This window comes from Pseudonocardia nematodicida (assembly GCF_040105385.1).
In the GTDB taxonomy this organism is placed as follows: Bacteria; Actinomycetota; Actinomycetes; order Mycobacteriales; family Pseudonocardiaceae; genus Pseudonocardia; species Pseudonocardia nematodicida.
Window position 1 is genome coordinate 262,740 of sequence record NZ_JBEDNQ010000012.1, and the last position, 22,363, is coordinate 285,102.

The window sequence follows — 22,363 nt, forward strand, 5'->3', positions numbered from 1 at the left end:
CCGGCCGGCACGACGAGTTCGACGGCGGCGCCGGGTACGGCCCCCGGACCGGGCACCAGGACGCGTGGCGGTCGCTGTCCCGCGTCGTGCTCGCCGCGGCCGACCCGGCACAGCCCTACGGTGCCGCACTGCCGTGGCCGGGCACCGTCGGCGAGACGAAGCACCGGCCCGGACGGAAGGCCGGCGCGCTCGTCACGCTCGTCGACGGCGCCCCGGCGCTCTACGTCGAGCGGGGCGGGAAGTCGCTGCTGTCGTTCACCACCGACCGCGACGAGCTCCGCGCGGGCGCCGAGGCCCTCGCCGGCGCGGTGCACGAGGGCTGGCTCGGGGCGCTGGCCGTCGAGCGCACGGACGGGCAGGACTCGCTGGCGGGCGAGCTGTCCGAGGTACTGACCGAGGCCGGATTCCGGGTGACCCCGAAGGGCCTGCGACTACGCGCCTGAGGGCAGTCCCGTTCGGCGGGCACACCAGGGCTGTCCGATCTTCGCGCCACCACCCTGCTGTGCCCCTCGACAGGTCGGACGCGGCGGTTGCTGCAACGATCACCGGCGTGAAGCGCCGAGCACCGGACCGCGCCGCGTACGCCCTCGCCGGGCTGCTCGGTACCGCCGCCGTCCTGCACGTCGTGCGGCCCGAGCCGTTCGACACGATCGTGCCGCGCAGCCTGCCCGGATCTCCGCGTACCTGGACCTACCTGTCCGGGGCGGCCGAGGGCGCGGTGGCTGCGGCGGTCGCGCACCCGCGCACCCGCCGGGCCGGCGGCTGGGCCGCGGCCGCGCTGTTCGCGGCGGTGTTCCCGGCGAACGTGTCGATGGCGCTGCGCTGGAACCGCAAGGCGACCGTGTACCGCGCGATCGCCTGGGGACGGCTCCCGCTGCAGGTCCCGCTGATCTGGTGGGCGCTGCGCGTCGCGCGCCCGGACCGCACGCGCTGACGCCCCGGTCGCGTAGCGCTCCCCCGGCGACGACGACGAGGACGACGGCGTCGTCGCGGTCGTCCGGGTCGCCGTGCGAGATGCCCGGCGCGTACCGCCACCGTCCGGACAGGACGTAGCCGCGACCGGGACGACGCCATGCACCGGACCGCGACCGGGAGTCGACGAAAGTCGACCCGTCGGACCTCTTCCGCGGACTGCGGTGCCGCAGCGGATCGGGGTGGAATGATCGCCGTCCGCGCCGCCCGGCGGGGCATCGACGACCCGAGGGGCTCCCATGATCCCGGTCCGTGCACCGGCCCACGACCGGACCGCCGTGCCCCCGCTCGCCCGGTGGCCGGTCGGCCTGGTCACGGCCGTCGTCGCGGTGGTGCACCTGGTGGCGGGGGCGCTGGCGCGTGGCTACTGGTTCGACGAGGCGCTGATGCTCGCCCTCGGGCGCAACCACCTCGACTGGGGCTCGGCCGACCAGCCTCCACTGGCCCCGGCGACGGCCTGGCTGGCCGACACGCTCGTCCCGGGCTCGCTCCCGGTGCTCCGGATCGTGCCGTCCCTGGCCACCGCCGCGGCGGTGCTGGTCGCCGCGCTGATCGCCCGCGAGCTGGCCGGCGACCGTCGCGCGCAGACGCTCACCGCGCTGGCGGCCGCCACCGGCATCTGGTCGACCCTCACCGGGCACTGGCTCACCCCCTACACCCTCGAACCGGTGGGCTGGCTGCTGATCGTCTGGCTGCTGGTGCGGTGGATCCGGCTGCGCGACGACCGGCTCCTGCTCGCGGTCGGGCCGGTGCTCGGCATCGCGGCCCTGACCAAGTTCCAGGTGATCGGGTTCGCGGCCGTCCTGCTGCTCGCGATCGCCGTCACGGGCCCGCGGGAGATCCTGCGCCGTCCGGCGTTCTGGTGGGCCACGCTGATCGGGGCCCTGATCGCCGCGCCGACGCTGGCCTGGCAGGCCACCCGCGACTGGCCGCAGCTGCAGATGGGTGCGATCGCCGCGTCCGAGGCGGACGCGCTCGCCGGCGGCCGCCCGGGCGTGGCGGTCGGGCTGGTCGTGCTGAGCGGCGTGCTGGGGACGGTGCTGCTCCTCGCCGGTCTGGTGTGGACGGTGACCGACCAGCGGCTGCGGCCCTACCGCTTCCTCGCGCTGACCTTCGTCGTGATGTGGGGGCTGGTGGTGGTGAGCGCCGGGCGCTTCTACTACCTCGACGGGATGCACGGCGCCCTGGCCGCGCTCGGCGCGGTCGGCTTCCAGCACCGGCGCGAGGCGGGCCGGCGGCGGCTGTCGTGGGCGGCCTGGCCCGGCGCCGTGCTGTCGGTCGTCGTCGCCGCCGCGTTCGTCCCGTTCTCCGCGACGATCTCGTCGCCGGAGGTGCAGGACCGGACGGCCGCTGCCGTCGCACGGGTGCTGCGGGAGCTGCCGCCCGAGGAGCGGGCCCGGGCCGTGGTCTATGGCCAGTCCTAGATCTGGGCCGCCTTCCTCGACACCGCCGATTCCGCGCTCGGGCTGCCCCCCGCGTACAGCGGCAACCGCAGCTACGGCTACCTCGACCCGCCGCCGGACGACCACGACGTCGTCGTCTTCGTCGGTGAGGACCCGTCGGCACTGGCGCCGGTGATCTCCGGGCTGCGCCCGGCCGGCCCGGACGACGCCCCCGTCTGGGTCGGCGAGGGCCTCGACCGGCCGTGGTCGCAGGCCTGGCCGGAGCTGCGCGGACTGTCGGTCGGCTGACCCGGGGGTAGGTTCGACGGCGTGCCCGAGGGAGACACCGTGTACCTGGCCGGCAAGCGGCTCGACGCCGCGCTGGCCGGGCACGCGCTCGTCCGCGGCGAGCTGCGCCACCCCCGGCTCGTCGAGCACGACCTGGCAGGGCTGACCGTCACCGGCGTCGCTCCGGTCGGCAAGCACCTGTTCACCCGCTTCGACGACGGCCGCAGCCTGCACAGCCACTTCCGGATGGACGGCGCCTGGCACCTCTACCGGCCGGGCATGCGGTGGCGCCGGGTCGCACACGAGGCTCGCGCGGTGCTGGAGACCGAGGACCGCGTCGCCGTCGGGTTCGCGCTGCACGACCTGGAGCTGCTGCCCACCGCCGACGAGCACACCCTTGTCGGGCACCTCGGGCCGGACCTGCTCGACCCGGCGTGGGGCGCGGACCACGACGCCGAGGCGTTGCGCCGGTTCACCGCGCGCCGCGAGCACGAGCTGGGCCTGGTGCTGCTCGAACAGCGGGTGATGGCCGGCCTGGGCAACCTGTACCGCAACGACATCTGCTTCCTGCTCGGCCTCACTCCGTGGGTGCCGGTGCGCGACCTCACCGACGTTCCGGGCGTGATCGCGCTGTCCCGGCGGTTGCTGTCGTCGAACAAGGACCGGCCCGAGCAGACGACGACCGGGTCGCTCGCCCCGGGCGAGGCGCACTGGGTGTTCGAGCGCGCCGGACGGCCCTGCCGGCGCTGCGGGACCCGGATCCGGACCGCCGAGCAGGGCGAGGCGCCACGGGCCCGGGTCACCTACTGGTGCCCGCGCTGCCAGCAGGGCCCCGCCCCGCGTCCGCAGCGTCGCAACACCGGTCCGCGCCGCGGCGCGCCCGGACGCCCGCCCGCCGGGACCGGCCGGGCCTGATCACCGGGCCGGGGGCGCCGTGTGTCCGCCGGCCCGCACCGCCCGGAGTGTCCTCACACCGACCGCAGCCGGGCCGCAGCCGGTGCGGGATCCTCGTCGGGGTGCGACTCGCCGGTCCCGCACCCCGGCGCCGTCCCCGCACCGGCTGTGGCCGGTGTGACCTCGGTAGTCAGGGTGCGGGAAACCCGCAGGGGTGCGACGTCGGCGCCGCGGGGCCGGGCCGGGCCCGGCCCGGACACACGAACGCCGCCGCACCCACGAGGGGTGCGACGGCGTCGGTGGCGGAAAGCGCTCAGGCGGTGCCGGGCTGCTGCTGGTTCTGCTGCGGCGCCTGCTGCTGGGCCGGGGCCGGGTTCGACGGCAGCTGCTGCGTGCTCGGCTCCCCCTGCCCGACCTGCGGCGCCTGCTGCCCCCCGGCGATCGGCGCGCCGGACATCGACGCCCGGATCTGGTCGAGCCGGGACGCGCCCGCCATGTCGGTGGTCGACTGCTGGACCTCCAGCATCCGGCCCTGCACCGAGTTCTGCGCCAGCTCGGCCGAACCCAGGGCGTTCGCGTACCGCTTCTCGATCTTGTCGCGGACCTCGTCCAGCGACGGCGCGTTGCGCGGCGCGGACAGCTCGCTCATCTGCTGCAGCGACTTCGCGGCCTGCTCCTGCATCTTGGCCTGCTCGAGCTGGCTGAGCAGCTTCGTCCGCTCGGCGATCTTCTGCTGGAGCACCATCGAGTTCCGCTCCACGGCCTTCTTGGCCTGCTCGGCGGCGCCGATCGACTGGTCGTGCAGCGTCTTGAGGTCCTCGACGCCCTGCTCGGCCGTCACGAGCTGGGTGGCGAACGACTGCGCCGACTGCTCGTACTGCTGGGCCTTCTGCTCGTCGCCCTGCGCGCGCGCCTGGTCCGCGAGGACCAGTGCCTGCTTCGCCGACGACTGCAGCTTCTCGATCTCGCCCAGCTGCCGGTTCAGCTTCATCTCCAGCTGACGCTGGTTGCCGATCACGGCCGCGGCCTGCTGGGACAGCTGCTGGTGCTGCCGCTGGGCGTCCTCGATGGCCTGCTGGATCTGTACCTTCGGGTCCGCGTACTCGTCGACCTTCGACGAGAACAGGGCCATCAGGTAGCTCCAGGCCTTGGTGAATCCGTTGGCCATCTTCTCCGCCTACCTCCGCCTGCGCTCGCTCACGATGGGGCCCGCGACCGCGGGCGCACCGGGTCCGGCCGACCCCGTGTACCCCCCGTGGTCAGCGCCCGGCGCCCACTCCATCGTGACACCGTCCCCGGTATGCGCGCACCCTACCGTGACGAACCTGGGCGGGCGGCGCGGATCACCGACATCGTCACGCAGCGGAGGCGACCGGCCCGCCGGACGTCGCGGGGGCGGCCAGCAGAGCGCCGGGGCGCCCGGCGAGCCGCAGCTCGGCGTGCCGCTGCCCCAGCGGGACGAGCACGTCGTCCCGGGTCCGCAGCGCACCCGCCGTCTCGCCCCCGGCCAGGTCGACGACGACGGCCGAGAGCAGGTCGGCGACGGTGATCCCGAGGGCCTCGCAGATCGCGGCCAGCAGCTCGCTGGAGGGCTCCTTGCGGCCGCGCTCGACCTCGGAGAGGTACCCCAGGCTGACCCGGGCACCGCGCGAGATGTCGCGCAGCGTGCGGCGGCGCGCGGTCCGCGCCCGTCGCAGCGCGCTGCCGATCGCTTCCCGCAGCAGCATGTGCCCTCCTCAGGTCGTCCCGGGCAGTGCCGGTCCGATCACCGTACCGACTCCCGGTGCGGATCGGCGCTTCCGATGGCGGTGTCGGTGTCCGCTGACGGCGAACACCACCCGCACGCGTCAACGCTCGACGGCCCCGGATCCATCCGGCGCCGGGTTCGCGCCCGCCCGGACCGCCTTGACCACGTAGTCGATGCCGGTGACGACGGTGAGGACCAGTGCGATCACCAGCGCGGTCCACTGCAGCACGACGACGGCGCCGAGCCAGCCGGGGAGCAGCAACGGGAGCGGGAACAGGATCAGCGCGATCGCCACGGTCTGCGCGACCGTCTTGGCCTTGCCGCCGCGGCTGGCCGCGATCACCCCGCGCCGGATCACCACGAAGCGCAGGACGGTGATGCCGAGCTCGCGGCCGAGGATCACCACGGTCACCCACCACGGCACCAGTCCGAGCATCGACAGCCCGACCAGCGCCGCGCCGGTCAGCGCCTTGTCCGCGATCGGGTCGGCGAGCGCGCCGAACCAGGTGACCAGGCCCCGGCTGCGGGCCAGCTGCCCGTCGAGGCGGTCGGTGAGGGCGGCGAGGACGAACACCAGGAACGCCGTCGTGCGCCAGAAGACGTCCTGCCCGTCCCCGGCGAACAGCGCGGCCACGAACACCGGCACCATGACCAGCCGCAGCACGGTCAGCACGTTCGCGATGTTCAGCAGCGGCACCTCGCCGCCGCCGACCGGCACGGTGCCGCCGGCCGGCTGGGACGAACTCATCCGACCGGCACCGACGCGACGTCGGCCGGCGACCCTGCCGGGAGTCGTTCGAGGGTCTCGACCAGCAGGTCGACACCCTCGGAGTCGAGCACCCGGGCGCGCACGAGGTCGCCCGGGACGAGCGATCCGGGCTCCGGCCCACCGTCGGCGGCGGCGGTGAGGTAGCACTCGCCGTCGGCGTCCGGGCCCTGGTGGGCGGCCCGGCCGACCACCTCGACGTCGCCGTCGGAGTCGTCGTTGCGTTCCACCAGCACGACGACCTCGGTGCCGATCCGTTCCTCGGCCCGCTGGGTCATGAGCTCGTCGGCCAGCTCGGAGATCCGGGCGACCCGGGCCGCGACCTCGGCCGGGTCGAGCTTGCCGTCGTAGCCCTCGGCCTCGGTGCCGTCCTCGTCGGAGTAGCCGAACACCCCGACGGCGTCGAGCCGGGCGCCGACCAGGAACGCCTCCAGCTCGGCGAGGTCGTCCTCGGTCTCGCCGGGGAACCCGACGATCACGTTCGACCGGATCCCGGCCTCCGGGGCCAGCGCCCGGATCCGCTCGCACAGGTCCAGGAAGTCGGTGCGCGAGCCGAAGCGGCGCATCCGGCGCAGCACGGATGCGCTGGCGTGCTGGAAGGACAGGTCGAAGTAGGGCGCGATGCCCGGCGTCGTCGCGATCGCGCGCAGCAGGTCCGGGCGCATCTCCGCCGGCTGCAGGTAGGACACCCGGACCCGGGAGACGCCGTCGATCGCGCCGAGCCGGGGCAGCAGGTCGACCAGCGCGCGGGTCCCACCGGGCAGGTCCTTGCCGTACGACGTCGAGTTCTCGCTGACCAGCACCAGCTCGCGCACCCCGTCGGTGACCAGCCAGGCGGCCTCACCGAGCACGTCGGCGGGCGGGCGGGACACGAAGCTGCCGCGGAACGACGGGATCGCGCAGAACGCGCAGCGCCGGTCGCAGCCCGAGGCCAGCTTCAGCGACGCGACCGGGCCCTTCGCGAGCCGGGTGCGGGCGATGCCCGCCAGGTCCGGCACCCAGTCGTGGCCGGGCACCGACACGTCCGCGGTGGCGGCGGGCCGCTCGACCGGGGAGATCGGCAGCAGCAGCCGCCGGTCGGTGGGGGTGTGCGGGGCGGGCGCGTGCCCGCCGAGGACGTCGCCGAGGCGTTCGGCGAGTTCGGGGTAGGCGTCGAAACCGAGCACCGCGTCGGCCTCGGGCAGGTCGGCGGCGAGCTCGGCGCCGTAGCGCTCGGCGAGGCAGCCGACCGCGACGACCTTCGCGCCGGCCGGGCGCGCGACGTCCGAGGCCGCCAGGACGGTGTCGATCGAGTCCTTCTTCGCCTGCTCGACGAACCCGCAGGTGTTGACGACGATCACGTCCGGCGCGCCGTCCTCGGCGTCGACGAGCTCCCAGCCCGACCCGGCCAGCCGGCCGGCGAGCTCCTCGGAGTCGACCTCGTTGCGCGCGCAACCCAGCGTGAGCAGCGCGGCCCGCCTGGGGGCTCCGTCGGGGGATGACACGCTCCCAGGGTAGACGGCGTGCACCGGCCGACCGGCGCGGCCGTCTAAGCTCGCCCGTCGTGGCCGATCTCGCCCATGACACGCAGGCGGCGTCCGAGGTGCGCGTCCGCCGGGCCCGCACCCCCGACGTCCGGGTGATCCGCGAGCTGGTCGACGAGTACGCGGGCCGGGTGCTGCTCGCCAAGGAGACGGTCACCCTCTACGAGGCGGTCCCCGAGTTCCTCGTCGCCGAGCTCGACGGGCGGGTCGTCGGCTGCGGTGCGCTGCACGTGCTCTGGGAGGACCTCGGCGAGATCCGCACGGTCGCGGTGTCCCCCTCCGTCCTCGGCCGGGGGGTGGGCCACCGGATCGTCGGCGCGCTGATCGACGGCGCCCGCGAGCTCGGGCTGTCCCGGCTGTTCGTGCTGACCTTCGAGAAGCAGTTCTTCGCCCGGCACGGGTTCGCCGAGATCGACGGCACCCCGGTCTCGTCCGAGGTGTTCGCGGCGATGCTGCGGTCCTACGACGCCGGGGTGGCCGAGTTCCTCGACCTCGCGCACGTCAAGCCGAACACCCTGGGCAACGTCCGGATGCTGCTCACGCTGTAGCTCCCTACCCTGGGCCGATGGCGGGATTCGGAGCCTGGCGGTGGCGACCGTCGGCCGCCCTGCGCCCGCTGGTCAGCGAGATCTGGTGCTGGCGGACGCCGGCGACCACCCCGGGCACGCACCAGGGCGTGTCGAGCGGACACCTGACCGTCGTGCTGTGCCTGGACGGCGACGTCGAGCTGGTCCGCAAGCCGGACCCGGCCCGCGGGTCCGGCAGGTTCGTGGCATCCGCGGCCGGCCTGCACGACGCCCCGGCCGTGCTCACCACCGGCGCGGCGCAGGCCGGGATGCAGCTGGCACTGACCTGGCGGGGCGCCCGGGCGCTGTTCGGTGCGCCTGCCGCCGAGCTTGCCGGCGACGTCGTCGACCTCGGTGAGCTGCTGCCCGGGGTCGGGACGCTGCTCGACCGGCTGCACGCCGCGCCGACCTGGCGGGAGCGGTGCGCGCTGCTCGACGCCGAGCTGTGCCGGGCCGCGGCCGCCCGGGAACCGGACGGCGCACCGCCGCCGGAGGTGGGCCGGGCGTGGGACGAGCTGGTGCGCACCGGCGGCACCGTGCGGGTCGCCGAGCTGGCCGGCGACGTCGGCTGGTCGGCCCGGCACCTGGGCGAGCGGATGCGCCGGGAGACCGGGCTGTCCACCAAGGGCGCGGCACGGGTGATCCGGTTCGAGCGGGCCTGTGCGGTGCTGCGCTCCCCGCGCCGGGCCTCGATCGCCGAGGTCGCTGCGCTGTGCGGCTACGCCGACCAGCAGCATCTGGCCCGGGACTTCCGCGACCTCGCCGGGACGACGGCCGGTGGCTGGCTGGCCGAGCGTCCGGGCTGACCGCCCGACAACCCGGTCAGTCGGTCGCCGCCCGGATCGCGGCGATGATCGCCCAGACCAGCAGCGCCACGACCAGCACCACCAGGGCCACGACCAGCAGCACCGGCGAGAGCGCCAGCACCACGACGACCAGGGCCTTCGCCAGGTCACCCAGGGCCGAGAAGCCGCCCTTGAGCGCCCCCCACAGCGGGCTCTTCCCGGCGGCCATCGCCTTGCCCGCGCCCAGGGCGGCGCTGAGCCCGACCCCGCCGTTGGCCGCGACCTCCTCCAGCGAGGAGGCGAGGTCGTCGACCTTCTCCAGCGCGAGCTCGGCCATCTTGTTCACCAGCGCGACCAGAACCCGCTCGCCCGCGGCCTTCAGCCGGTCGAGTGGCTCGCCTGCGTCGCCCTGCGTGGCCGGAGCACCCGCGGCGCCTCCCGAGGGCCGGTCGCCGGAGTTCCGCGGGGCCGGGGCCTCGGAGGCGTCACGCCGGGACCGGGCCGATGCGGTGGGACGGCTGCGGCGGTGGGCGTGGTCGTCGGGTGCGGTGGCTGTGGTCATCGTCGCTCCTCCCGGTCGTGGCGGATCCGGTGCCCGCCGCACGCCCTCGCGGCGCGTCCCGGCCGCGAATCCCCGCCGAGATACGTCTCAGCGGGCTGTGTCGATCTCTGTGGCCCGCTGGGACGTATCTCGGCGGGAGTCGTTCCGGCACGGCCCCGGTACGGGACACCCCGTCGCGGGTACTCCCGCCGGACGCCCCCGACGAGGGAGGAGGCGCCCGCCATGCGTGTACGCGACCGGTCGATGCTGGACCTGCTGTTGCTCGGGGCCGTGCGGGACGAGCCGGGGGACGGCGCCGCGGTGATGCACGCGGTCAACGACCGCGCCGGGCGGCAGGTCATCTCCACCGGCTCGCTGTACCCGGCCCTGCACCGGCTGGAGCGCAACCGGCTGGTGCGCCGGTCCGGACGGCGGGTGTACCAGCTCACCGACTCCGGCGAGCGGGTGCTGCGCTCGCGGGTACGGGAGTTCGCCGCGCAGGCCCGGCTGGTGCGCGCGGTGCTCGGCGACGACGTCCCGGTCATGGACGGTGCCGCGGGAGCAACGGGCCGAGCGGGCCGAGCTCGAGGTTCAGGTCGTCGGGGGTCAGGCCGAACTGCTCGGTGAGCTCGTCCATCGCCTCCTCCAGCTGCATCAGTGCCGTGCCGAGGTCCTCGACCTGGTCGTCGTCGAGGTCACCCTGGTCGACCCGGCGCAGCACCTGCCGTTCCATCAGCTGGCGGAGCAGCTCGACGATCGTGAGGACCAGCTTCATCAGGTCCCGCCGCACCGCGTCCTTGTCGATCTCGACGCGGCCCGCGTCCCTGTTCAGGCCGCCGAAGTCGGCGCCCGTCCCCCGATCGGCGTCCTCGATCACGACGCCCCCTCGTCCTGTCCGGGCAGCGTGACCCGGCCGCTCGCCGGCTCCACCGGCGAGATCGAGGTGATCAGCGCGCGCAGCGAGATCCGGATCAGGTCGACCCCGGCCAGCGACACGGTCACGTCGCCGACCAGCACGACGCCCCCGGCCAGCAACCGGTCGAGCAGGTCGACCAGCGCGATCTCCCGCTGGGCGAGCGCGGGCAACGGGTCCGCACCGCGGTCGGTCTCCCGCACCTCGCTCACGTGACCTCCCCGGCCGGTGGGTCGGGCGAGACGAACGAGTACGGCACCCACGGGCCGGTGATCTCGACCGAGAGCCGGTCGTCGCCGGACGCCTCGGCGAGCGCGGCCCGCCACCGGTCCCGGTCGGCGTCCTCGACCAGATAGGCGCCGTTCAGCACCATGCGTTCCGGACGCCCGGTGAGCGCCGGGGCGTGCAGCCGGTGCCGTCGGGCGGCGACCGCCACACCCGCGGCGGCGCGGTGCAGTTCCTCGGCACCGGCGTGGTCGGCGCTCTCGTCCCGGGACGTCCGGTCCAGCGCGGACCGTCGCCGGCGCAGGTACTCGGTGCCCGAGGCGGCCCGAGCGGGCGGCTTCTCCGGTGCGCGCTCCGCGGCCCAGACCTTCACCCCCCACTCGGCACGCCCCCGGAACCGCCCGAGCAGTTCCACGAAGTCGGCGGCCCGCTCGGCGAGGGTCTGCCGCACCCGCCCGTCGCCGCGGTAGACCGTCGCCAGCGCCAGGGGCGCGACGACGGCGCGGCGCCCCATCTCGTCGACGACGTGGTGGTGGGCACGCGCGGTGGCGGCCAGCCAGGACAGGTCCTCCAGCCGCGTGGCGATCGCGTCCTCGGCGAAGTCGTCCTCCGGCACGCCGCCGACGGCGGCCCAGAGCCCCGCCTCGCGGACGAGGCGGACCGACCCACCGGCGACGCCGGTGAGGTCGTCGGGCACGTCGGGCGGCGGGTCCTCGCCGACGGCATAGACGTAGGTGGTCGTGACGGTGGTCGTGTCGGGCATGTGATCAGCCCTCCTGACGGCGGGATCGGGGCCCGTTGCCGCCGGAGCGGCGGCGGGCCGGGGCGGCACGGGTCCGTTCCCCGGACCGCGGGGTGCCGCCCCCTTCCTGCCTGCCGCGAGCGGTGCGACGAGCGCGGGGGCGCGCGACGGTGTCCTCGTCACCCGGGCCGTCGGGCCCGGTGGCCTCGGGGTCGGGCTCGTCGGGTGGGGTTCCCTCCTCGGCGGCGTCGTCGGCTTCCTCGTCGATGACCTCGTCGACGTCGTCGGCCCCGTCGTCGATCTCCTCCTCGTCGGCGATCTCCTCGTCGAGGTCGTCGGAGTCGTCGGAGTCGTCGAGGTCATCGAGGTCGTCCGCCTGCGCGGCGGCGTCGTCGATCGAAGCCCCGACCGGGTCCGAGACCTGGTCGTCCGGTTCGTCCCCGGCTCCGGCGCCGTCCCCGTCGGCCGGCAGCGCGCCGCGCTCCAGCCGCTCCAGGCGTTCCCGCAGCCGGGCGTTCTCGTCCTCCAGGTCGCGATGACCGGCCGAGAGCGTCGGATCACGCTCCCACCAGTCGATGCCCATCTCCTTCGCCCGGTCGACCGACGCGACCACCAGACGGATCTTGATGGTCAGCAGCTCGATGTCGAGCAGGTTGATCTGGATGTCACCGGCGATGACGATCCCCTTGTCCAGCACCCGCTCGAGAATGTCGGCGAGGTCGGTGCCGGACTGCTGTTCCTGGCGGCCGGAGCGCTGCGGGGCCGACCCGGGGCTGCCCCAGCGGACGGTCTCGCTCATCGGTTCACTTCCGTCCTGCTCGTCGGTGCCGGCCGGTTCCCCGGCCGTCGTGCTCGTGCGTCGCGCGCGGTCAGTCGTCCCCCCGGCCGCGCGGGTAGCGGCGCACCCGGCGGTAGGAGAGGAGCTCGGCGTCGGTGTCCAGCTCCGCCTCGTAGACGGCGAGGACGTCGGAGGAGTCCGGGATCCGCTCGGTCTCGACGACCTCGACCCCGACCAGCCAGCCGTCGTCCTGACGGGTCACGAAGGTGACGCCCTCCGGCGACTTGCCGGTCATCTCCACGACCTGCTCGACCGCCGACCGTGCGACGACGCGGGCGCCCAGCCTGCGGCGGGGCGGCTCGTCGGCCTGCCCGTTCCGCTCCGGGCCGCCACGGTCGCCCGCCGCGGGGCGCTCGTCCTCCGGCTCGTCTGCGTCCGCGGGACCGTCGACGGGCTCGTCGTCGGGCGGGTCCTCGTCGTCGGCCCCTGCCTGATCGTCGGTCTCGCGGACGTCCTCGGATTCGCCGTCGGCCTCGGCCTCGGACTCGTCGATCCCGTCGTGCTCCTCGTCGTCCTCCGGCTCGTCGACATCGTCGATCTGATCGTCGTCCTCGGGCTCGTCCACGTTCTCGGGCTCGTCCAGGTCCTCGGGTTCGTCCAGGTCCTCGGGTTCATCGGTGTCGTCGACCTCGTCGACGTCCTCCGGCACGTCCGCGTCCTCGTCCGCCTCCGCTCCGTCATCCGTGTCCGCGAGCTCCTCGTCCACCTCGCCGTCCACGACGTCGTCCCGCTCCTCGACCTCCTCCGGCTCCTCGGCCGGTGCCGCGCGCTCGTCCGCCGCCGAGTCCTCCCGGCGCGGCCGCCGACGGCGTCCGGGACCGTCCTCCCGGCCCGGCCGCCGGGTCCCGCGCGAGGCGCCCTGGTCCGGCTCCTCGCGCCGGCGCCGCGACGGCGCCGACCCCGCCCGGCCCGCGTCCCGGCGCCGGCGGGCGGGCCCGTCGTCGGCGTCCCCCGCGGGCCGTGCCCGGCGGGCCGGCGCCTCGTCCTCGGCACCTCCCGCCGGTCGCGCCGGGCGCCGGCGGGCGGGCGCCCCGTCCTCGGACTCCCCCGCCGGCCGCGCCCGGCGACGGCGCACGGGTGCCCCGTCCTCGGACTCCCCCGTCCGTGCCCGGCGCCGGCGGACCGGTGCCTCGGCGTCGGCGTCACCGGTCGTCCGGCGCCGGCGGGTGGGTGCCTCGTCGTCGGTGTCCCCCGCCGGCCGGGCCCGGCGACGCGGCGCATCCGCGGAACGCGCCGGACGGCCCTCGCCCGCAGCGCGGGTCCGGCGCGGACGCTCGCCGGCCTGCTCCGGATCGCGCCGGCGCCGTCGCGGACTCTCCGCGCGGTCGTCTCCGTGGTCCGGGTCCGACGGGCGGGAGTCACGGTCCCGGCGACGCGGCGGATCGTCCGTACCGCGGTCACGCCGCTCTCCGGCCCGGCGGCGCCGTGGCCGGTCGCCGGACGACCGGCCGCTGTCCGACGGCTCGGCCGGTTCAGCCACCGCCGCCGGCCCCCGGACCCTCGACCAGCCGTTCCAGCAGGATCTCCTGCTGCTCGTCGCGCTCGGCCTCGGTGATCTCGCCGCGCGTGTAGGCGCGCTCCACCTCGTCGATCTGGCGTCGGACGGCCGCCGGGTCGTACAGGCGCGCGTGCGCCTGGTCCCTCAGCTGCTCGCCCACCCAGACGACGCCCCGCACGGGCGCCAGCGGCAGGCCCAGCAGCCCGGTGATCAGCCCCATCCGTTCAGCCCTCCGCTCCGGTCTCGACGGACTCGGGGTCGACGGGCTCGGGCAGGAAGTCGTACGGCGCGACCGGACCGATCAGGCGCAGGTTCACCCGGTCCGCCCACTCGTCCCCCAGCGCGTCCACGGCCTGCTCGAAGTCGCTCACCCGGTCCCGGTGCACGAGCACGGACACGTTGACCGCGCCGTCCTCCTCCACCACGTCCTTGGTCGCGACGGCCACCGCGAACGGTTCCAGCGCGCGGCGGGCGTGCACCGCGTCGTCGCCCCGGATCCGCTCCACCTGCCCCGAGATCGCCTCGCCCAGCCGGATCCGCTCGTAGTAGGTGGCGTCCGGATCGGCGCCACGGATCGACTCGCTCAGCTCGGACAACCGGGGATCGTCCGCCACGATCTGGCCGACCAGCTCGTCGGCGTCGTAACGGCCCTGCACCACGAACTGCCGGCACCCCTCGAGCTGCCGCAGCGCCCACGCGAAGTAGTCGTGGTTCTCGCCGAGCAGCTCGTCGACGACGGCCTGGTCGTCGGACACGACACCGCCGAACTGCATGGGCAGCACGGTGGTCTCGCGGGCGAGGGTGTTCACGACGCGCTCGTGGCGGAGCAGGTCGTCCCGCTTGCCGAGCGGCCGGTCCAGGCCGATGTCGCTGACGACCGCCCCGAGCTCGCCGTGGTCGATCACGACGAGCTCGGCACCGTCACCGACCGGGTCGAGCCCCTCCGGCAGATCGGTGTCGGCCGCGACGACGGCGTAGACGTAGACCGCACTGCCGTTCTGCCCGCTCACTTGTCCCGTCCCTGCTTCTGCCGGCGTTCGGACTTGAAGTCGTCGTACTTCTCCTTGCCGGCCTCGATCACTCCTTTGGTCGCCCCCTTCGACCCGCCGTGCGTGGCGCCCTCGGTCATGCCGCTGACCACCTGCCCGAGGTCCTTGCCGCCCTTCTGGTGCAGGTCGAGCCGGTTGGTGGCCTCGGCGAACCGCAGGTAGGTGTCGACGCTGGCGACGACGATGCGGGCGTCGATCGTCACGAGCTCGATCCCGACCAGCGAGACCTTCACGAAGACGTCGATGACGAGGCCTTTGTCCAGGATCAGATCGATCACCTGGGCGAGGTCGCCCAGCGGTGCCCGATCGACCCTGCTCCCGCCCTGGCGCTGGCTGACTGTCACCGGGTACCTCCCCCGTCGGCTTCGGTCGCGGTCCGGTCAGGCACTCGATCCCGCCCGGGCCCGTCGCCTCGATCCCCGTCGCGCGGGGCGCTCGTCCGGCTCCTCCTCGACGTCGTCGGCCTCGTCGTCGACGGACTCGTCGGCGGGCTCGTCGTCGTACTCGGCGTCCGGTTCGTCGTCGTAGTCCTCCTCCTCGGCGTCGACGTCGTAGTCCTCGTCCTCGGAGTCGTCGATCTCGTCGTCGGCCTCGTCATCGACGTCCTCGATGTCGTCGGCCTCGTCGTAGTCGTCGTACTCGTCGTCGATCTCGTCCTCGTCGGCCTCGTCGAGGTCGTCCTCGTCGGCGTCCTCGTCCTCGTCGGCGACGTCCTCGTCGTACTCCTCGTACTCGGCGTCGGAGTCGTAGTCGCCGTCCTCGCCCTCCGCGGCGCGACGCTCCTCCTCCATCGCCTCCTCGTGGGTCTTGACGACCTCGCTGTCGCGGATCTCCCCGCGCCAGCCCTCGAGCTCGTCCTGCTCCAGCAGCGTCTGGACCATCACGTGCCGGCGGTAGTGCTTGAACTCCAGCCGCGCCCGCCGGCCGACGGCACGCCAGAGGTTGCCGGTCTTCTCGAACAGCCCGATCGGGTAGTACTCGAGCACCAGCAGCACCCTGGTCAGATTCGGCGCGAGCTCGTGGAACGAGACGATCCCGTTGACGTACCCCTTCGCACCCGATGAGCGCCAGACGATGTGGGTGTCCGGAATCTGTTCCAGGATCGTCGCCGTCCAGGTGCGTTTCGACCAGAAGACCTGGGCGCGCCATTCCGTCTTCTCGTCCGATTCCTGCTCGACGGACGACACTTTCTTCATGAAGGTCGGAAAGTCCGCGAACTGCGTCCACTGGTCGTAGGCGACCCGGATCGGGACGCCGACGTCGACCTCCTCGACGATGTTCATGAACTTGAACTTGCCGCGGCCCCCGCCGCCCGCACCGCCGCCGGAACCGCCGCCGTCGCCGGAACCCTCCTCGGAGTCGCCGCCGCCGAGGCCGACAGCCCCCATCACCTTGTCCTTGACGGCCGACAGGCCACCCTTCAGCGCTCCCGTCACCGGACTGCCTCCTTCCGCCGCTTCGCGTCCCCCGTTGAGGGCGGCCTGTAGTCCGACGCCGCCGTTCTCGGCGACGCCGGTGAGTCGGTCGGCCAGCCCCTCCACCTGGGACAGTGCCGCCTCGACGGCCCGGTCGGCCGCCGTCTTCAGCAGACGCTGCCCGGCCTGCATCAGCTGGTCGGTGGGGAGCTGGTCGAGCAGCGACGATCCGCCTCCGGAACCGCTGTCCTGCTCCCCCTCAGCCATCGCTGCGCGCTCCCGACCCGCTGCTCGACGAGCGGCGTCCGGAACCGGTGGACCGGTTCGAGCGGGCGGTGCCCGAGGACCCGTTGGTCGACTTCGACGCGCTGCTGCGCGTGCTCGCACCCGAGCGGGTGCTCCGCCGGGCGGCGGCCGAGTCACCGGTGCCGTTCGACGACGAGCCCGACGACGACGAGCCCGAGGACTCCGAGGACTCCGAGGCCGCGCTGCGCCGCGAGGTGCCGGACGAGCGGGACGACGTCGTGGAGCTGCGCGATCCGCTGCCACTGCGCGACCCGCCCGAGCTGCGGGACCCGCTGCCCGAGCTCTTCGTCGCCCGGGAGGAGCGGCTCGAACCGGACCCGCCCGACGAGCTCGCGGCCGTACGACGACGACGCGGTGCCTGCTCCTCGGCCGACTCGGCGGTGGTCTCCTCCGTCTCCGCGGCCTCGTCCGCCTCGTACTCCGCCGCGTCCTTCGACCGCGACCGGCGTACCTTGCCGGTCGCTCCGGAGGTGGCCTTCCCGGCACCGCGGACGGCCGACCCGGCGCCGCGGGTCGCACCGCGCACCGCACCACCGGCCGGTCCGGCCGCGTCTCCCGCGGCCTCGCCCACCGCCTCGGTGGCACCGGCCGCGGTGTCGGTGGCCTTCCCGGCCGCTCCGCCGGCGCCCTCGACCACCGCGCCCGCGGTGTCCCCCGCCTTCTCCACCCCGGCACCGGCGGCGTCCCCGGCGGCGCCGGCGACCTGCTCGACCGGTTTGCCGATGTTCTCCACCCGGTGCACCAGTGAGTCGGTCAGCGACTCCAGCCGGTTGCTCGCCGCCGCGACCGCGGCCTGCCTGCCCGCGTCCAGCAGCCGCCCGCGTACCGCGTCCGACAGCCGGGACAGCTCGGGCGAGCCGGCCACGACCTTGGACCCCTGCGCGAGCAGCCCGCCGGGACTCAGATTGAGCTTCCGTCCCGCCAGTGCCCCCCCGAGCATGATCGCGAGTTTTGCTTTCTTGGTTCTCCCCAGGACATAGCCGCCCAGGACGGCCATTCCGATCTTGGAGGCGTTGCTCATCTCGTCGGGTCTCCTCCCCTGCGACCGCCGCGGAGTCCGCGCGAGCGAACGCCGTTGCCCACTGTCTGAAAAGCACTCTGTCACACGGTGAACCGATCCGTCCTGCGCTGCGAACACAGAAGAGGATCAGTGGCGACCGTCGATCTCATGAAGATCGGAACTATTCGGACCATGCCGCATAGGCCGTTCGAGAATTGGAATTCGGCCGTTCAGGGGAGCATAAACCTGAACTGGATCATGTGCCTCAGCGTTACTTCATCGAATGGCCCACCCGACCGGCCCGGGCGGCGGTCCACCTGACGCCGATGGGCGCCCGACGTGCCGGGCCGGACCGCCCGCCCGGACTATCGACACGCCCGTCGGCCGATCGCCGAACGGTCACCGGCCGGCGGGCCGGACGGGCCCCCGCCGTGCGCGCGGCGATACTCGCGGTCGTGTTCCGCCTCGTCCTGCACACCCCGGAGATCCCGCCGAACACCGGCAACGCGATCCGGCTGGCGGCCAACACCGGGGTGGAGCTGCACCTGGTGCGCCCGCTCGGGTTCTCGCTCGGCGAGCGCGCGGTGCGCCGGGCCGGGCTGGACTACCGGGACCTCGCCGAGGTCGTGGTGCACGAGTCGGGGGCGGCCTTCGCGTCCTGGGTGACGGAGCGGGATGCCCGGGTGTACGCCTTCACCCCGGACGGGACCGCGCGGCACACCGACGTCGCCTACCGGGCCGGCGACGTACTCCTGTTCGGCCGGGAGTCGACCGGGCTGCCCGCCGAGGTGGCGCACGCCCCCTGGGTGACCGGCCGGGTCCGGCTACCGATGCGCCCGTCGAACCGGTCGCTGAACCTCGCGAACGCCGCCGCGGTCGCGGTCTACGAGGCCTGGCGCCAGCACGACTTCGGCACTACGTGCTCGTGAGTGCCGGAGGCGCCCTACCCCTGCCGGATCGCCTGCACGTCGAGCTGGATCTCGATCGTCGAGCCGACGACGGGGAGTCCCTTGGCGATCGTCTGCTGCCAGTTCAGCGTGTAGTGCTCGCGGTGCAGCAGGGTGGTCGCGACGGCGCCGATCCGGTCGCCGTTCCACTCCGCGGCTCCGAGGAACGTGGTGTCCAGCGAGACGTCGCTGGTCAGGCCGTGCAGGGAGAGGTCCCCGTCGACGGTCCACCGGTTCCCGCCGTGCTGGACGAAGCGGACGCTGGAGAACCGCAGCTCCGGGTAGCGCTCGACGTCGAGGAAGTCGGCGGAACGCAGGTGGGTGTCCCGGGCCTCGACGTTGGTGTCGACGCTCGCGGCGTCGATCACGACGTCCACCGAGGACTCCTCGAAGGGCTCCGCGATCCGGATCCGGCCGTGGAACCGGTTGAACCGTCCATACACCTTGGACAGTCCGATGTGGCGTGCGACGAAGCGCACCGAGGAGTGGTCGGAGTCGATCACGAACAGGCCCGGCGCGGGCGGGTGGGAGGCCGGGTCCTCGCCGAGCACGAGCATGCCCATGTCGGAGTGGGAGCCCCAGGCGACCTCGACCGAGTCGGACACCTGCTGGTAGCCGCCGGCCTCGGCCCGCACCCGGTAGCGCCCCGGGCTCAGCGAGGCGGTGAACCGGCCGAAGGGGTCGGTCGCGAGATGCACGGCACGCCGGTCCCCGGAGTCGAACACCGAGACCTGGGCGTCCGGGAGCGCGTCGCCGCGGTCGTCGCGGACCTGCCCGGAGAGCACTCCGCCGGTCAGCGGAATCGGGACCAGGGCGTGCCGGTCCGCATGCCGGGCCGGACGACGACGGTCCTTCTTCCTCCAGAACACCGGGGGGTCCTCCTCGTGGGCGCGGCAGGCCACCGTGCGGTCGCCCGTGGATCACTGTGCCACGGCGATGACGATCGCGTTGAGCCCACGCAGACCGACGACGGTCACACTAGGCGTCAGTCACACGCTTTCGAGTGAGGACCGCCGGACCCCGCTACGGAGGGTCACCCGTCGCCGTCGTCGTCGACCTCGCGCCCGTCGGCGGTGCCCCCGCCGCGGATCAGGTGCAGCGCGCCCTCCAGCTCGTCCGGCTTCACCAGGACGTCGCGCGCCTTCGATCCCTCCGAGGGCCCGACGATGTGCCGGGTCTCCAGCAGGTCCATCAGCCGGCCCGCCTTCGCGAACCCGACGCGGAGCTTGCGCTGCAGCATCGACGTCGACCCGAACTGCGAGGTCACGATCAGCTCGGCGGCCTGCAGCAGCAGGTCGAGGTCGTCGCCGATGTCGGCGTCGATCTCCTTCGCCTCGCCGGCCTTCTGCGCGGTGACGCCCTCGGTGTAGCTGGGCTCGGCCTGCTCCTTGGTGAACGCGACGACCTTGGAGATCTCGTCGTCGTCGACGAACGCGCCCTGCATCCGGACCGGCTTGCCCGCGCCCATCGGCAGGTACAGCGAGTCGCCCATGCCGATCAGCTTCTCGGCGCCGGGCTGGTCGAGGATGACGCGGCTGTCGGTCAGCGACGACGTCGCGAACGCCAGTCTGGACGGGACGTTCGTCTTGATCAGACCGGTGACGACGTCCACCGACGGCCGCTGGGTCGCCAGGATCAGGTGGATCCCGGCCGCACGGGCCTTCTGGGTGATCCGGACGATCGCGTCCTCGACGTCACGCGGGGCGGTCATCATGAGGTCGGCGAGCTCGTCGACGATGCACATGATGTACGGGTAGGGCCGGTACACCCGCTCGGAGCCGGGCGGCGCGGTGATCTCGCCGGAGCGGACCTTGCGGTTGAAGTCGTCGACGTGCCGGACCCGGTTGGCCTGCATGTCCTGGTAGCGCTGCTCCATCTCCTCGACCAGCCAGGCCAGCGCCGCGGCGGCCTTCTTCGGCTGGGTGATGATGGGCGTGATCAGGTGCGGGATGCCCTCGTACGGGGTCAGCTCGACCATCTTCGGGTCGATCAGGATCATCCGGACCTCGTCCGGGGTGGCCCGGGTCAGCAGCGAGACCAGCATCGAGTTGACGAAGCTGGACTTACCGGAACCGGTGGAGCCCGCGACCAGCAGGTGCGGCATCTTCGCCAGGTTCGCCACCAGGTAGTGGCCCTCGATGTCCTTGCCCAGCCCGATGCCCATCGGGTGCTGTTCGGTGCGCGCGCTGTTGGACCGCAGCACGTCGCCGAGCCGGACCATCTCCCGGTCGGTGTTGGGCACCTCGATGCCGACCGCGGACTTGCCCGGGATCGGGGCGAGCAGCCGGACGTTGTCGTTGGCGACGGCGTAGGCCAGGTTGCGCTGCAGCTGGGTGATCTTCTCGACCTTCACCGCGGGGCCGAGCTCGATCTCGTAGCGGGTGACGGTGGGGCCGCGGGTGAAGCCGGTGACCTGGGCGTCGATGTTGAACTGGTCGAGGACGCCGGTGATCGCCTCGATCATCGCGTCGTTCGCGGAGCTGCGGGACTTCGGCGGTGGCCCGGACTCGAGGGTGTCGGCCGGGGGCAGGACGTACTCGGACTCGCCGACCGGCTCCCGGATCGCCATCGAGAGCTGCTCGCCCTCGCTCGGCGCGGGCGGCGCCTCCTCCGCGGGAGGGGTCTCGACGACCGGCTTGCGCGGCAACTTCTTCGGCGGCGCCGCGGCGGCCGCGGGCGGCGCGGCGGGGACCCCTTCGACGGACGGGTCCACCGGGGCGGGCGCGTGCTCGCCCTCCTCGACCCGGAACGCGTCGGCCTCGGACGACTGCTGACGACGACGGGAGGGCCGGCGGCGTTTCGGGGCCTCCTCGCCGTTCTCGGCGGCCTCCTTCTCGGCGACCGCGTCGGCGACCGTCCGGGGCTTGTCCTCCTCGGCGTCCTCGTCGTCCTCCGGTGGCAGCTGACCGGTGAGCCGGCGGAACCGGTCCGGCAGCTCGCGGACCGGGATGCCGGTGACCAGCAGCACCGAGTACAGCGTCAGCAGGACGAGGACCGGCACCGCGGTCCACACCGTCAGCCCGGCCTCGAGCGGGGTCCCGGCGAGGTAGCCGATCGCCCCGCCGGCGCCCTGCCAGGCCTCCGGCTCGGTGGGGCCGCCCCGGGCCAGGTGCACCAGGCCGAGCACGCCGAGCGCGAGCAGCAGCGCCCCGGCCACGATCCGCGGCCGGGCCTCCGGGTGCGCCGGCGTCGTGACGAGCACGACGCCGATCCCCAGCAGGATCACCGGCAGCAACAGCCCGGCGACGCCCATCACCGCCTGGATGGCGGAGGTGAAGTAGAAGCCGACCGAGCCGCCGGCCTGCCACCACAGCCCGGCCGCGGCGATCACGGCGAGCACCAGCATGCCGAAGCCGAGCCCGTCGCGGCGGTGCGCGGGGTCGATGTCGCGGGTCCGGCCGACGGCGCGCCCGGAGGCCCGGAACGTCTTCGCGACCCCGCGGCCGACGGCGTCGATCCCGCGGTCGATCAGGTCCGGGCCCTGGCGCTTCGAGGGCCGGCGGGCGGCGGGTCGCTTGCGGGACGACGACGCGCGCGACCCGGACCGCCCCGAGCCGCGGCCCGTGGCCGCTCTCGTGGTGGTCCTACCCGTGCCCGTGCGTCCCGCCATGTCACACACGGTAGCCCGAGATCAAGATCGAACCGGTCAGCGACGCGGCGCGGGCGACGCCACACGCGGCCACCGGCCGCTCCTGCCCGGGGAGCGGTACCCGCTCCCCCTGTGGCGGCCCGGCCCGCCCACCATGATCGCTACGTCGGTACCGATCGGTGCCGGCCCTGGCACCATTCGGCACCCGGAGGGTGATCACCGAGGTCCGTCGCCGGTCCTGGTCGCCGGCCCGCCCGTCATGATCGCCACATCGGTGCCGATCGGTGCCGGCCCTGGCACCGTTCGGCACCGGAAAGGTGATCACCGGCTCCGGTCCGGCCGGCGTCCCGGCCACTGCACCGGACGGTGCCGCTCGT

General features: G+C 74.0%; 24 protein-coding genes and 1 pseudogene. 8 read left to right on the forward strand and 17 right to left on the reverse strand.

All coding sequences use genetic code 11. The features are described 5' to 3' along the window. Positions 1-83 precede the first annotated feature (83 nt). From WIS52_RS31795 to WIS52_RS26445, 4 genes and pseudogenes are all read left to right on the forward strand, one after another. Positions 84-266: pseudogene (locus tag WIS52_RS31795) on the forward strand (hypothetical protein); the annotation flags it as partial. A 284-nt stretch (positions 267-550) separates the two neighbouring features. Then, on the forward strand, positions 551-934 hold the full coding sequence (locus WIS52_RS26435) for a DoxX family protein (protein ID WP_349301088.1): 384 nt from the start codon (positions 551-553) through the stop codon (positions 932-934). A 277-nt stretch (positions 935-1,211) separates the two neighbouring features. Then, positions 1,212-2,396, forward strand: coding sequence for a glycosyltransferase family 39 protein (locus WIS52_RS26440; RefSeq protein WP_349301089.1), 1,185 nt, complete (start codon positions 1,212-1,214; stop codon positions 2,394-2,396). Positions 2,397-2,684: 288 nt separating this feature from the next. Then, positions 2,685-3,557, forward strand: coding sequence for a DNA-formamidopyrimidine glycosylase family protein (locus WIS52_RS26445; RefSeq protein ID WP_349301090.1), 873 nt, complete (start codon positions 2,685-2,687; stop codon positions 3,555-3,557). A gap of 292 nt (positions 3,558-3,849) precedes the next feature. Here WIS52_RS26445 and WIS52_RS26450 read toward each other — a convergent pair whose 3' ends face one another. From WIS52_RS26450 to rimO, 4 genes are all read right to left on the reverse strand, one after another. Further along, positions 3,850-4,704 (reverse strand): PspA/IM30 family protein, encoded by an 855-nt coding sequence (locus WIS52_RS26450; protein ID WP_349301091.1) that lies wholly within the window; start codon positions 4,702-4,704, stop codon positions 3,850-3,852. Positions 4,705-4,891: 187 nt separating this feature from the next. Continuing rightward, the gene (locus WIS52_RS26455; protein ID WP_349301092.1) at positions 4,892-5,263 is read right to left on the reverse strand and encodes a helix-turn-helix domain-containing protein; all 372 of its coding nucleotides are present in this window, start codon (positions 5,261-5,263) and stop codon (positions 4,892-4,894) included. A 120-nt stretch (positions 5,264-5,383) separates the two neighbouring features. Then, complete coding sequence (gene pgsA, locus WIS52_RS26460) at positions 5,384-6,031, reverse strand: CDP-diacylglycerol--glycerol-3-phosphate 3-phosphatidyltransferase (protein ID WP_349301093.1); 648 nt, start codon at positions 6,029-6,031, stop codon at positions 5,384-5,386. After that, positions 6,028-7,533 (reverse strand): 30S ribosomal protein S12 methylthiotransferase RimO, encoded by a 1,506-nt coding sequence (gene rimO, locus WIS52_RS26465; protein WP_349301094.1) that lies wholly within the window; start codon positions 7,531-7,533, stop codon positions 6,028-6,030. The genes pgsA and rimO overlap by 4 nt, the downstream gene beginning before the upstream one ends. Before the next feature lie 59 nt (positions 7,534-7,592). On the opposite strand from rimO, the gene WIS52_RS26470 reads away from it, so the two are divergent. Continuing rightward, complete coding sequence (locus WIS52_RS26470; protein WP_349301095.1) at positions 7,593-8,120, forward strand: amino-acid N-acetyltransferase; 528 nt, start codon at positions 7,593-7,595, stop codon at positions 8,118-8,120. 17 nt (positions 8,121-8,137) lie between these two features. Then, entirely contained in the window at positions 8,138-8,944 is an 807-nt protein-coding gene (locus WIS52_RS26475; protein ID WP_349301096.1) for an AraC family transcriptional regulator, read from the forward strand. Between the two features lie 16 nt (positions 8,945-8,960). Here the strand turns inward: WIS52_RS26475 and WIS52_RS26480 are convergent, their stop codons facing one another. Continuing rightward, positions 8,961-9,485: a hypothetical protein gene (locus tag WIS52_RS26480; RefSeq protein WP_349301097.1), complete on the reverse strand. Its 525-nt coding sequence runs from the start codon at positions 9,483-9,485 to the stop codon at positions 8,961-8,963. A gap of 222 nt (positions 9,486-9,707) precedes the next feature. Between WIS52_RS26480 and WIS52_RS26485 the strand changes: the two genes are divergently transcribed. Further along, positions 9,708-10,091 (forward strand): PadR family transcriptional regulator, encoded by a 384-nt coding sequence (locus WIS52_RS26485; protein WP_349301098.1) that lies wholly within the window; start codon positions 9,708-9,710, stop codon positions 10,089-10,091. Here the strand turns inward: WIS52_RS26485 and WIS52_RS26490 are convergent. The 10 genes from WIS52_RS26490 to WIS52_RS26535 all read right to left on the reverse strand — a co-directional run bounded on the left by WIS52_RS26490 (position 10,006) and on the right by WIS52_RS26535 (position 17,471). After that, complete coding sequence (locus WIS52_RS26490) at positions 10,006-10,239, reverse strand: gas vesicle protein K (RefSeq protein ID WP_349301126.1); 234 nt, start codon at positions 10,237-10,239, stop codon at positions 10,006-10,008. The genes WIS52_RS26485 and WIS52_RS26490 overlap by 86 nt on opposite strands. A gap of 98 nt (positions 10,240-10,337) precedes the next feature. Continuing rightward, positions 10,338-10,589, reverse strand: coding sequence for a gas vesicle protein (locus tag WIS52_RS26495; RefSeq protein ID WP_349301099.1), 252 nt, complete (start codon positions 10,587-10,589; stop codon positions 10,338-10,340). After that, entirely contained in the window at positions 10,586-11,365 is a 780-nt protein-coding gene (locus tag WIS52_RS26500; protein ID WP_349301100.1) for a GvpL/GvpF family gas vesicle protein, read from the reverse strand. The genes WIS52_RS26495 and WIS52_RS26500 overlap by 4 nt, the downstream gene beginning before the upstream one ends. Before the next feature lie 4 nt (positions 11,366-11,369). Continuing rightward, positions 11,370-12,143 carry a gas vesicle protein gene (locus WIS52_RS31800; protein ID WP_379610963.1) on the reverse strand — a complete coding sequence of 258 codons (774 nt, stop codon included), beginning with the start codon at positions 12,141-12,143 and terminating at the stop codon, positions 11,370-11,372. A gap of 70 nt (positions 12,144-12,213) precedes the next feature. Then, the gene (gvpO, locus tag WIS52_RS26510; protein ID WP_349301101.1) at positions 12,214-13,257 is read right to left on the reverse strand and encodes a gas vesicle protein GvpO; all 1,044 of its coding nucleotides are present in this window, start codon (positions 13,255-13,257) and stop codon (positions 12,214-12,216) included. 397 nt (positions 13,258-13,654) lie between these two features. After that, positions 13,655-13,900 carry a gas vesicle protein GvpG gene (locus tag WIS52_RS26515; RefSeq protein ID WP_349301102.1) on the reverse strand — a complete coding sequence of 82 codons (246 nt, stop codon included), beginning with the start codon at positions 13,898-13,900 and terminating at the stop codon, positions 13,655-13,657. Positions 13,901-13,904: 4 nt separating this feature from the next. Next, the gene (locus WIS52_RS26520; RefSeq protein ID WP_349301103.1) at positions 13,905-14,690 is read right to left on the reverse strand and encodes a GvpL/GvpF family gas vesicle protein; all 786 of its coding nucleotides are present in this window, start codon (positions 14,688-14,690) and stop codon (positions 13,905-13,907) included. After that, positions 14,687-15,073, reverse strand: coding sequence for a gas vesicle protein GvpJ (gvpJ, locus tag WIS52_RS26525; RefSeq protein ID WP_349301104.1), 387 nt, complete (start codon positions 15,071-15,073; stop codon positions 14,687-14,689). The genes WIS52_RS26520 and gvpJ overlap by 4 nt, the downstream gene beginning before the upstream one ends. Before the next feature lie 36 nt (positions 15,074-15,109). Then, a complete protein-coding gene (locus WIS52_RS26530; RefSeq protein WP_349301105.1) occupies positions 15,110-16,411 on the reverse strand; it encodes an SRPBCC family protein in 1,302 nt (433 codons plus the stop codon). Continuing rightward, positions 16,404-17,471: a hypothetical protein gene (locus tag WIS52_RS26535; RefSeq protein WP_349301106.1), complete on the reverse strand. Its 1,068-nt coding sequence runs from the start codon at positions 17,469-17,471 to the stop codon at positions 16,404-16,406. Before WIS52_RS26535 ends, WIS52_RS26530 begins: the two co-directional genes overlap by 8 nt. Positions 17,472-17,905: 434 nt before the next feature. Here WIS52_RS26535 and WIS52_RS26540 point away from each other — a divergent pair, with 434 nt between their 5' ends. After that, positions 17,906-18,379, forward strand: coding sequence for a tRNA (cytidine(34)-2'-O)-methyltransferase (locus WIS52_RS26540; RefSeq protein WP_349301107.1), 474 nt, complete (start codon positions 17,906-17,908; stop codon positions 18,377-18,379). Positions 18,380-18,393: 14 nt separating this feature from the next. On the opposite strand, the gene WIS52_RS26545 is transcribed toward WIS52_RS26540, so the two are convergent. Then, positions 18,394-19,266: a YceI family protein gene (locus WIS52_RS26545; protein ID WP_349301108.1), complete on the reverse strand. Its 873-nt coding sequence runs from the start codon at positions 19,264-19,266 to the stop codon at positions 18,394-18,396. 164 nt (positions 19,267-19,430) lie between these two features. Beyond that, positions 19,431-22,007 carry an FtsK/SpoIIIE family DNA translocase gene (locus WIS52_RS26550; protein ID WP_349301109.1) on the reverse strand — a complete coding sequence of 859 codons (2,577 nt, stop codon included), beginning with the start codon at positions 22,005-22,007 and terminating at the stop codon, positions 19,431-19,433. Between the last annotated feature and the right edge of the window lie 356 nt (positions 22,008-22,363).

What these genes read in the sequence shown, in the direction of transcription:
- WIS52_RS26440 (WP_349301089.1), top strand. Translation starts at nt 1,212, where the DNA reads ATGATCCCGGTCCGTGCACCGGCCCACGACCGGACCGCCGTGCCCCCG.
- WIS52_RS26450 (WP_349301091.1), bottom strand. Translation starts at nt 4,704, where the DNA reads ATGGCCAACGGATTCACCAAGGCCTGGAGCTACCTGATGGCCCTGTTC.
- WIS52_RS26455 (WP_349301092.1), bottom strand. Translation starts at nt 5,263, where the DNA reads ATGCTGCTGCGGGAAGCGATCGGCAGCGCGCTGCGACGGGCGCGGACC.
- pgsA (WP_349301093.1), bottom strand. Translation starts at nt 6,031, where the DNA reads ATGAGTTCGTCCCAGCCGGCCGGCGGCACCGTGCCGGTCGGCGGCGGC.
- WIS52_RS26475 (WP_349301096.1), top strand. Translation starts at nt 8,138, where the DNA reads ATGGCGGGATTCGGAGCCTGGCGGTGGCGACCGTCGGCCGCCCTGCGC.
- WIS52_RS26480 (WP_349301097.1), bottom strand. Translation starts at nt 9,485, where the DNA reads ATGACCACAGCCACCGCACCCGACGACCACGCCCACCGCCGCAGCCGT.
- WIS52_RS26485 (WP_349301098.1), top strand. Translation starts at nt 9,708, where the DNA reads ATGCGTGTACGCGACCGGTCGATGCTGGACCTGCTGTTGCTCGGGGCC.
- WIS52_RS26490 (WP_349301126.1), bottom strand. Translation starts at nt 10,239, where the DNA reads ATGAAGCTGGTCCTCACGATCGTCGAGCTGCTCCGCCAGCTGATGGAA.
- WIS52_RS26500 (WP_349301100.1), bottom strand. Translation starts at nt 11,365, where the DNA reads ATGCCCGACACGACCACCGTCACGACCACCTACGTCTATGCCGTCGGC.
- WIS52_RS31800 (WP_379610963.1), bottom strand. Translation starts at nt 12,143, where the DNA reads ATGAGCGAGACCGTCCGCTGGGGCAGCCCCGGGTCGGCCCCGCAGCGC.
- WIS52_RS26515 (WP_349301102.1), bottom strand. Translation starts at nt 13,900, where the DNA reads ATGGGGCTGATCACCGGGCTGCTGGGCCTGCCGCTGGCGCCCGTGCGG.
- WIS52_RS26530 (WP_349301105.1), bottom strand. Translation starts at nt 16,411, where the DNA reads ATGGCTGAGGGGGAGCAGGACAGCGGTTCCGGAGGCGGATCGTCGCTG.
- WIS52_RS26535 (WP_349301106.1), bottom strand. Translation starts at nt 17,471, where the DNA reads ATGAGCAACGCCTCCAAGATCGGAATGGCCGTCCTGGGCGGCTATGTC.
- WIS52_RS26550 (WP_349301109.1), bottom strand. Translation starts at nt 22,007, where the DNA reads ATGGCGGGACGCACGGGCACGGGTAGGACCACCACGAGAGCGGCCACG.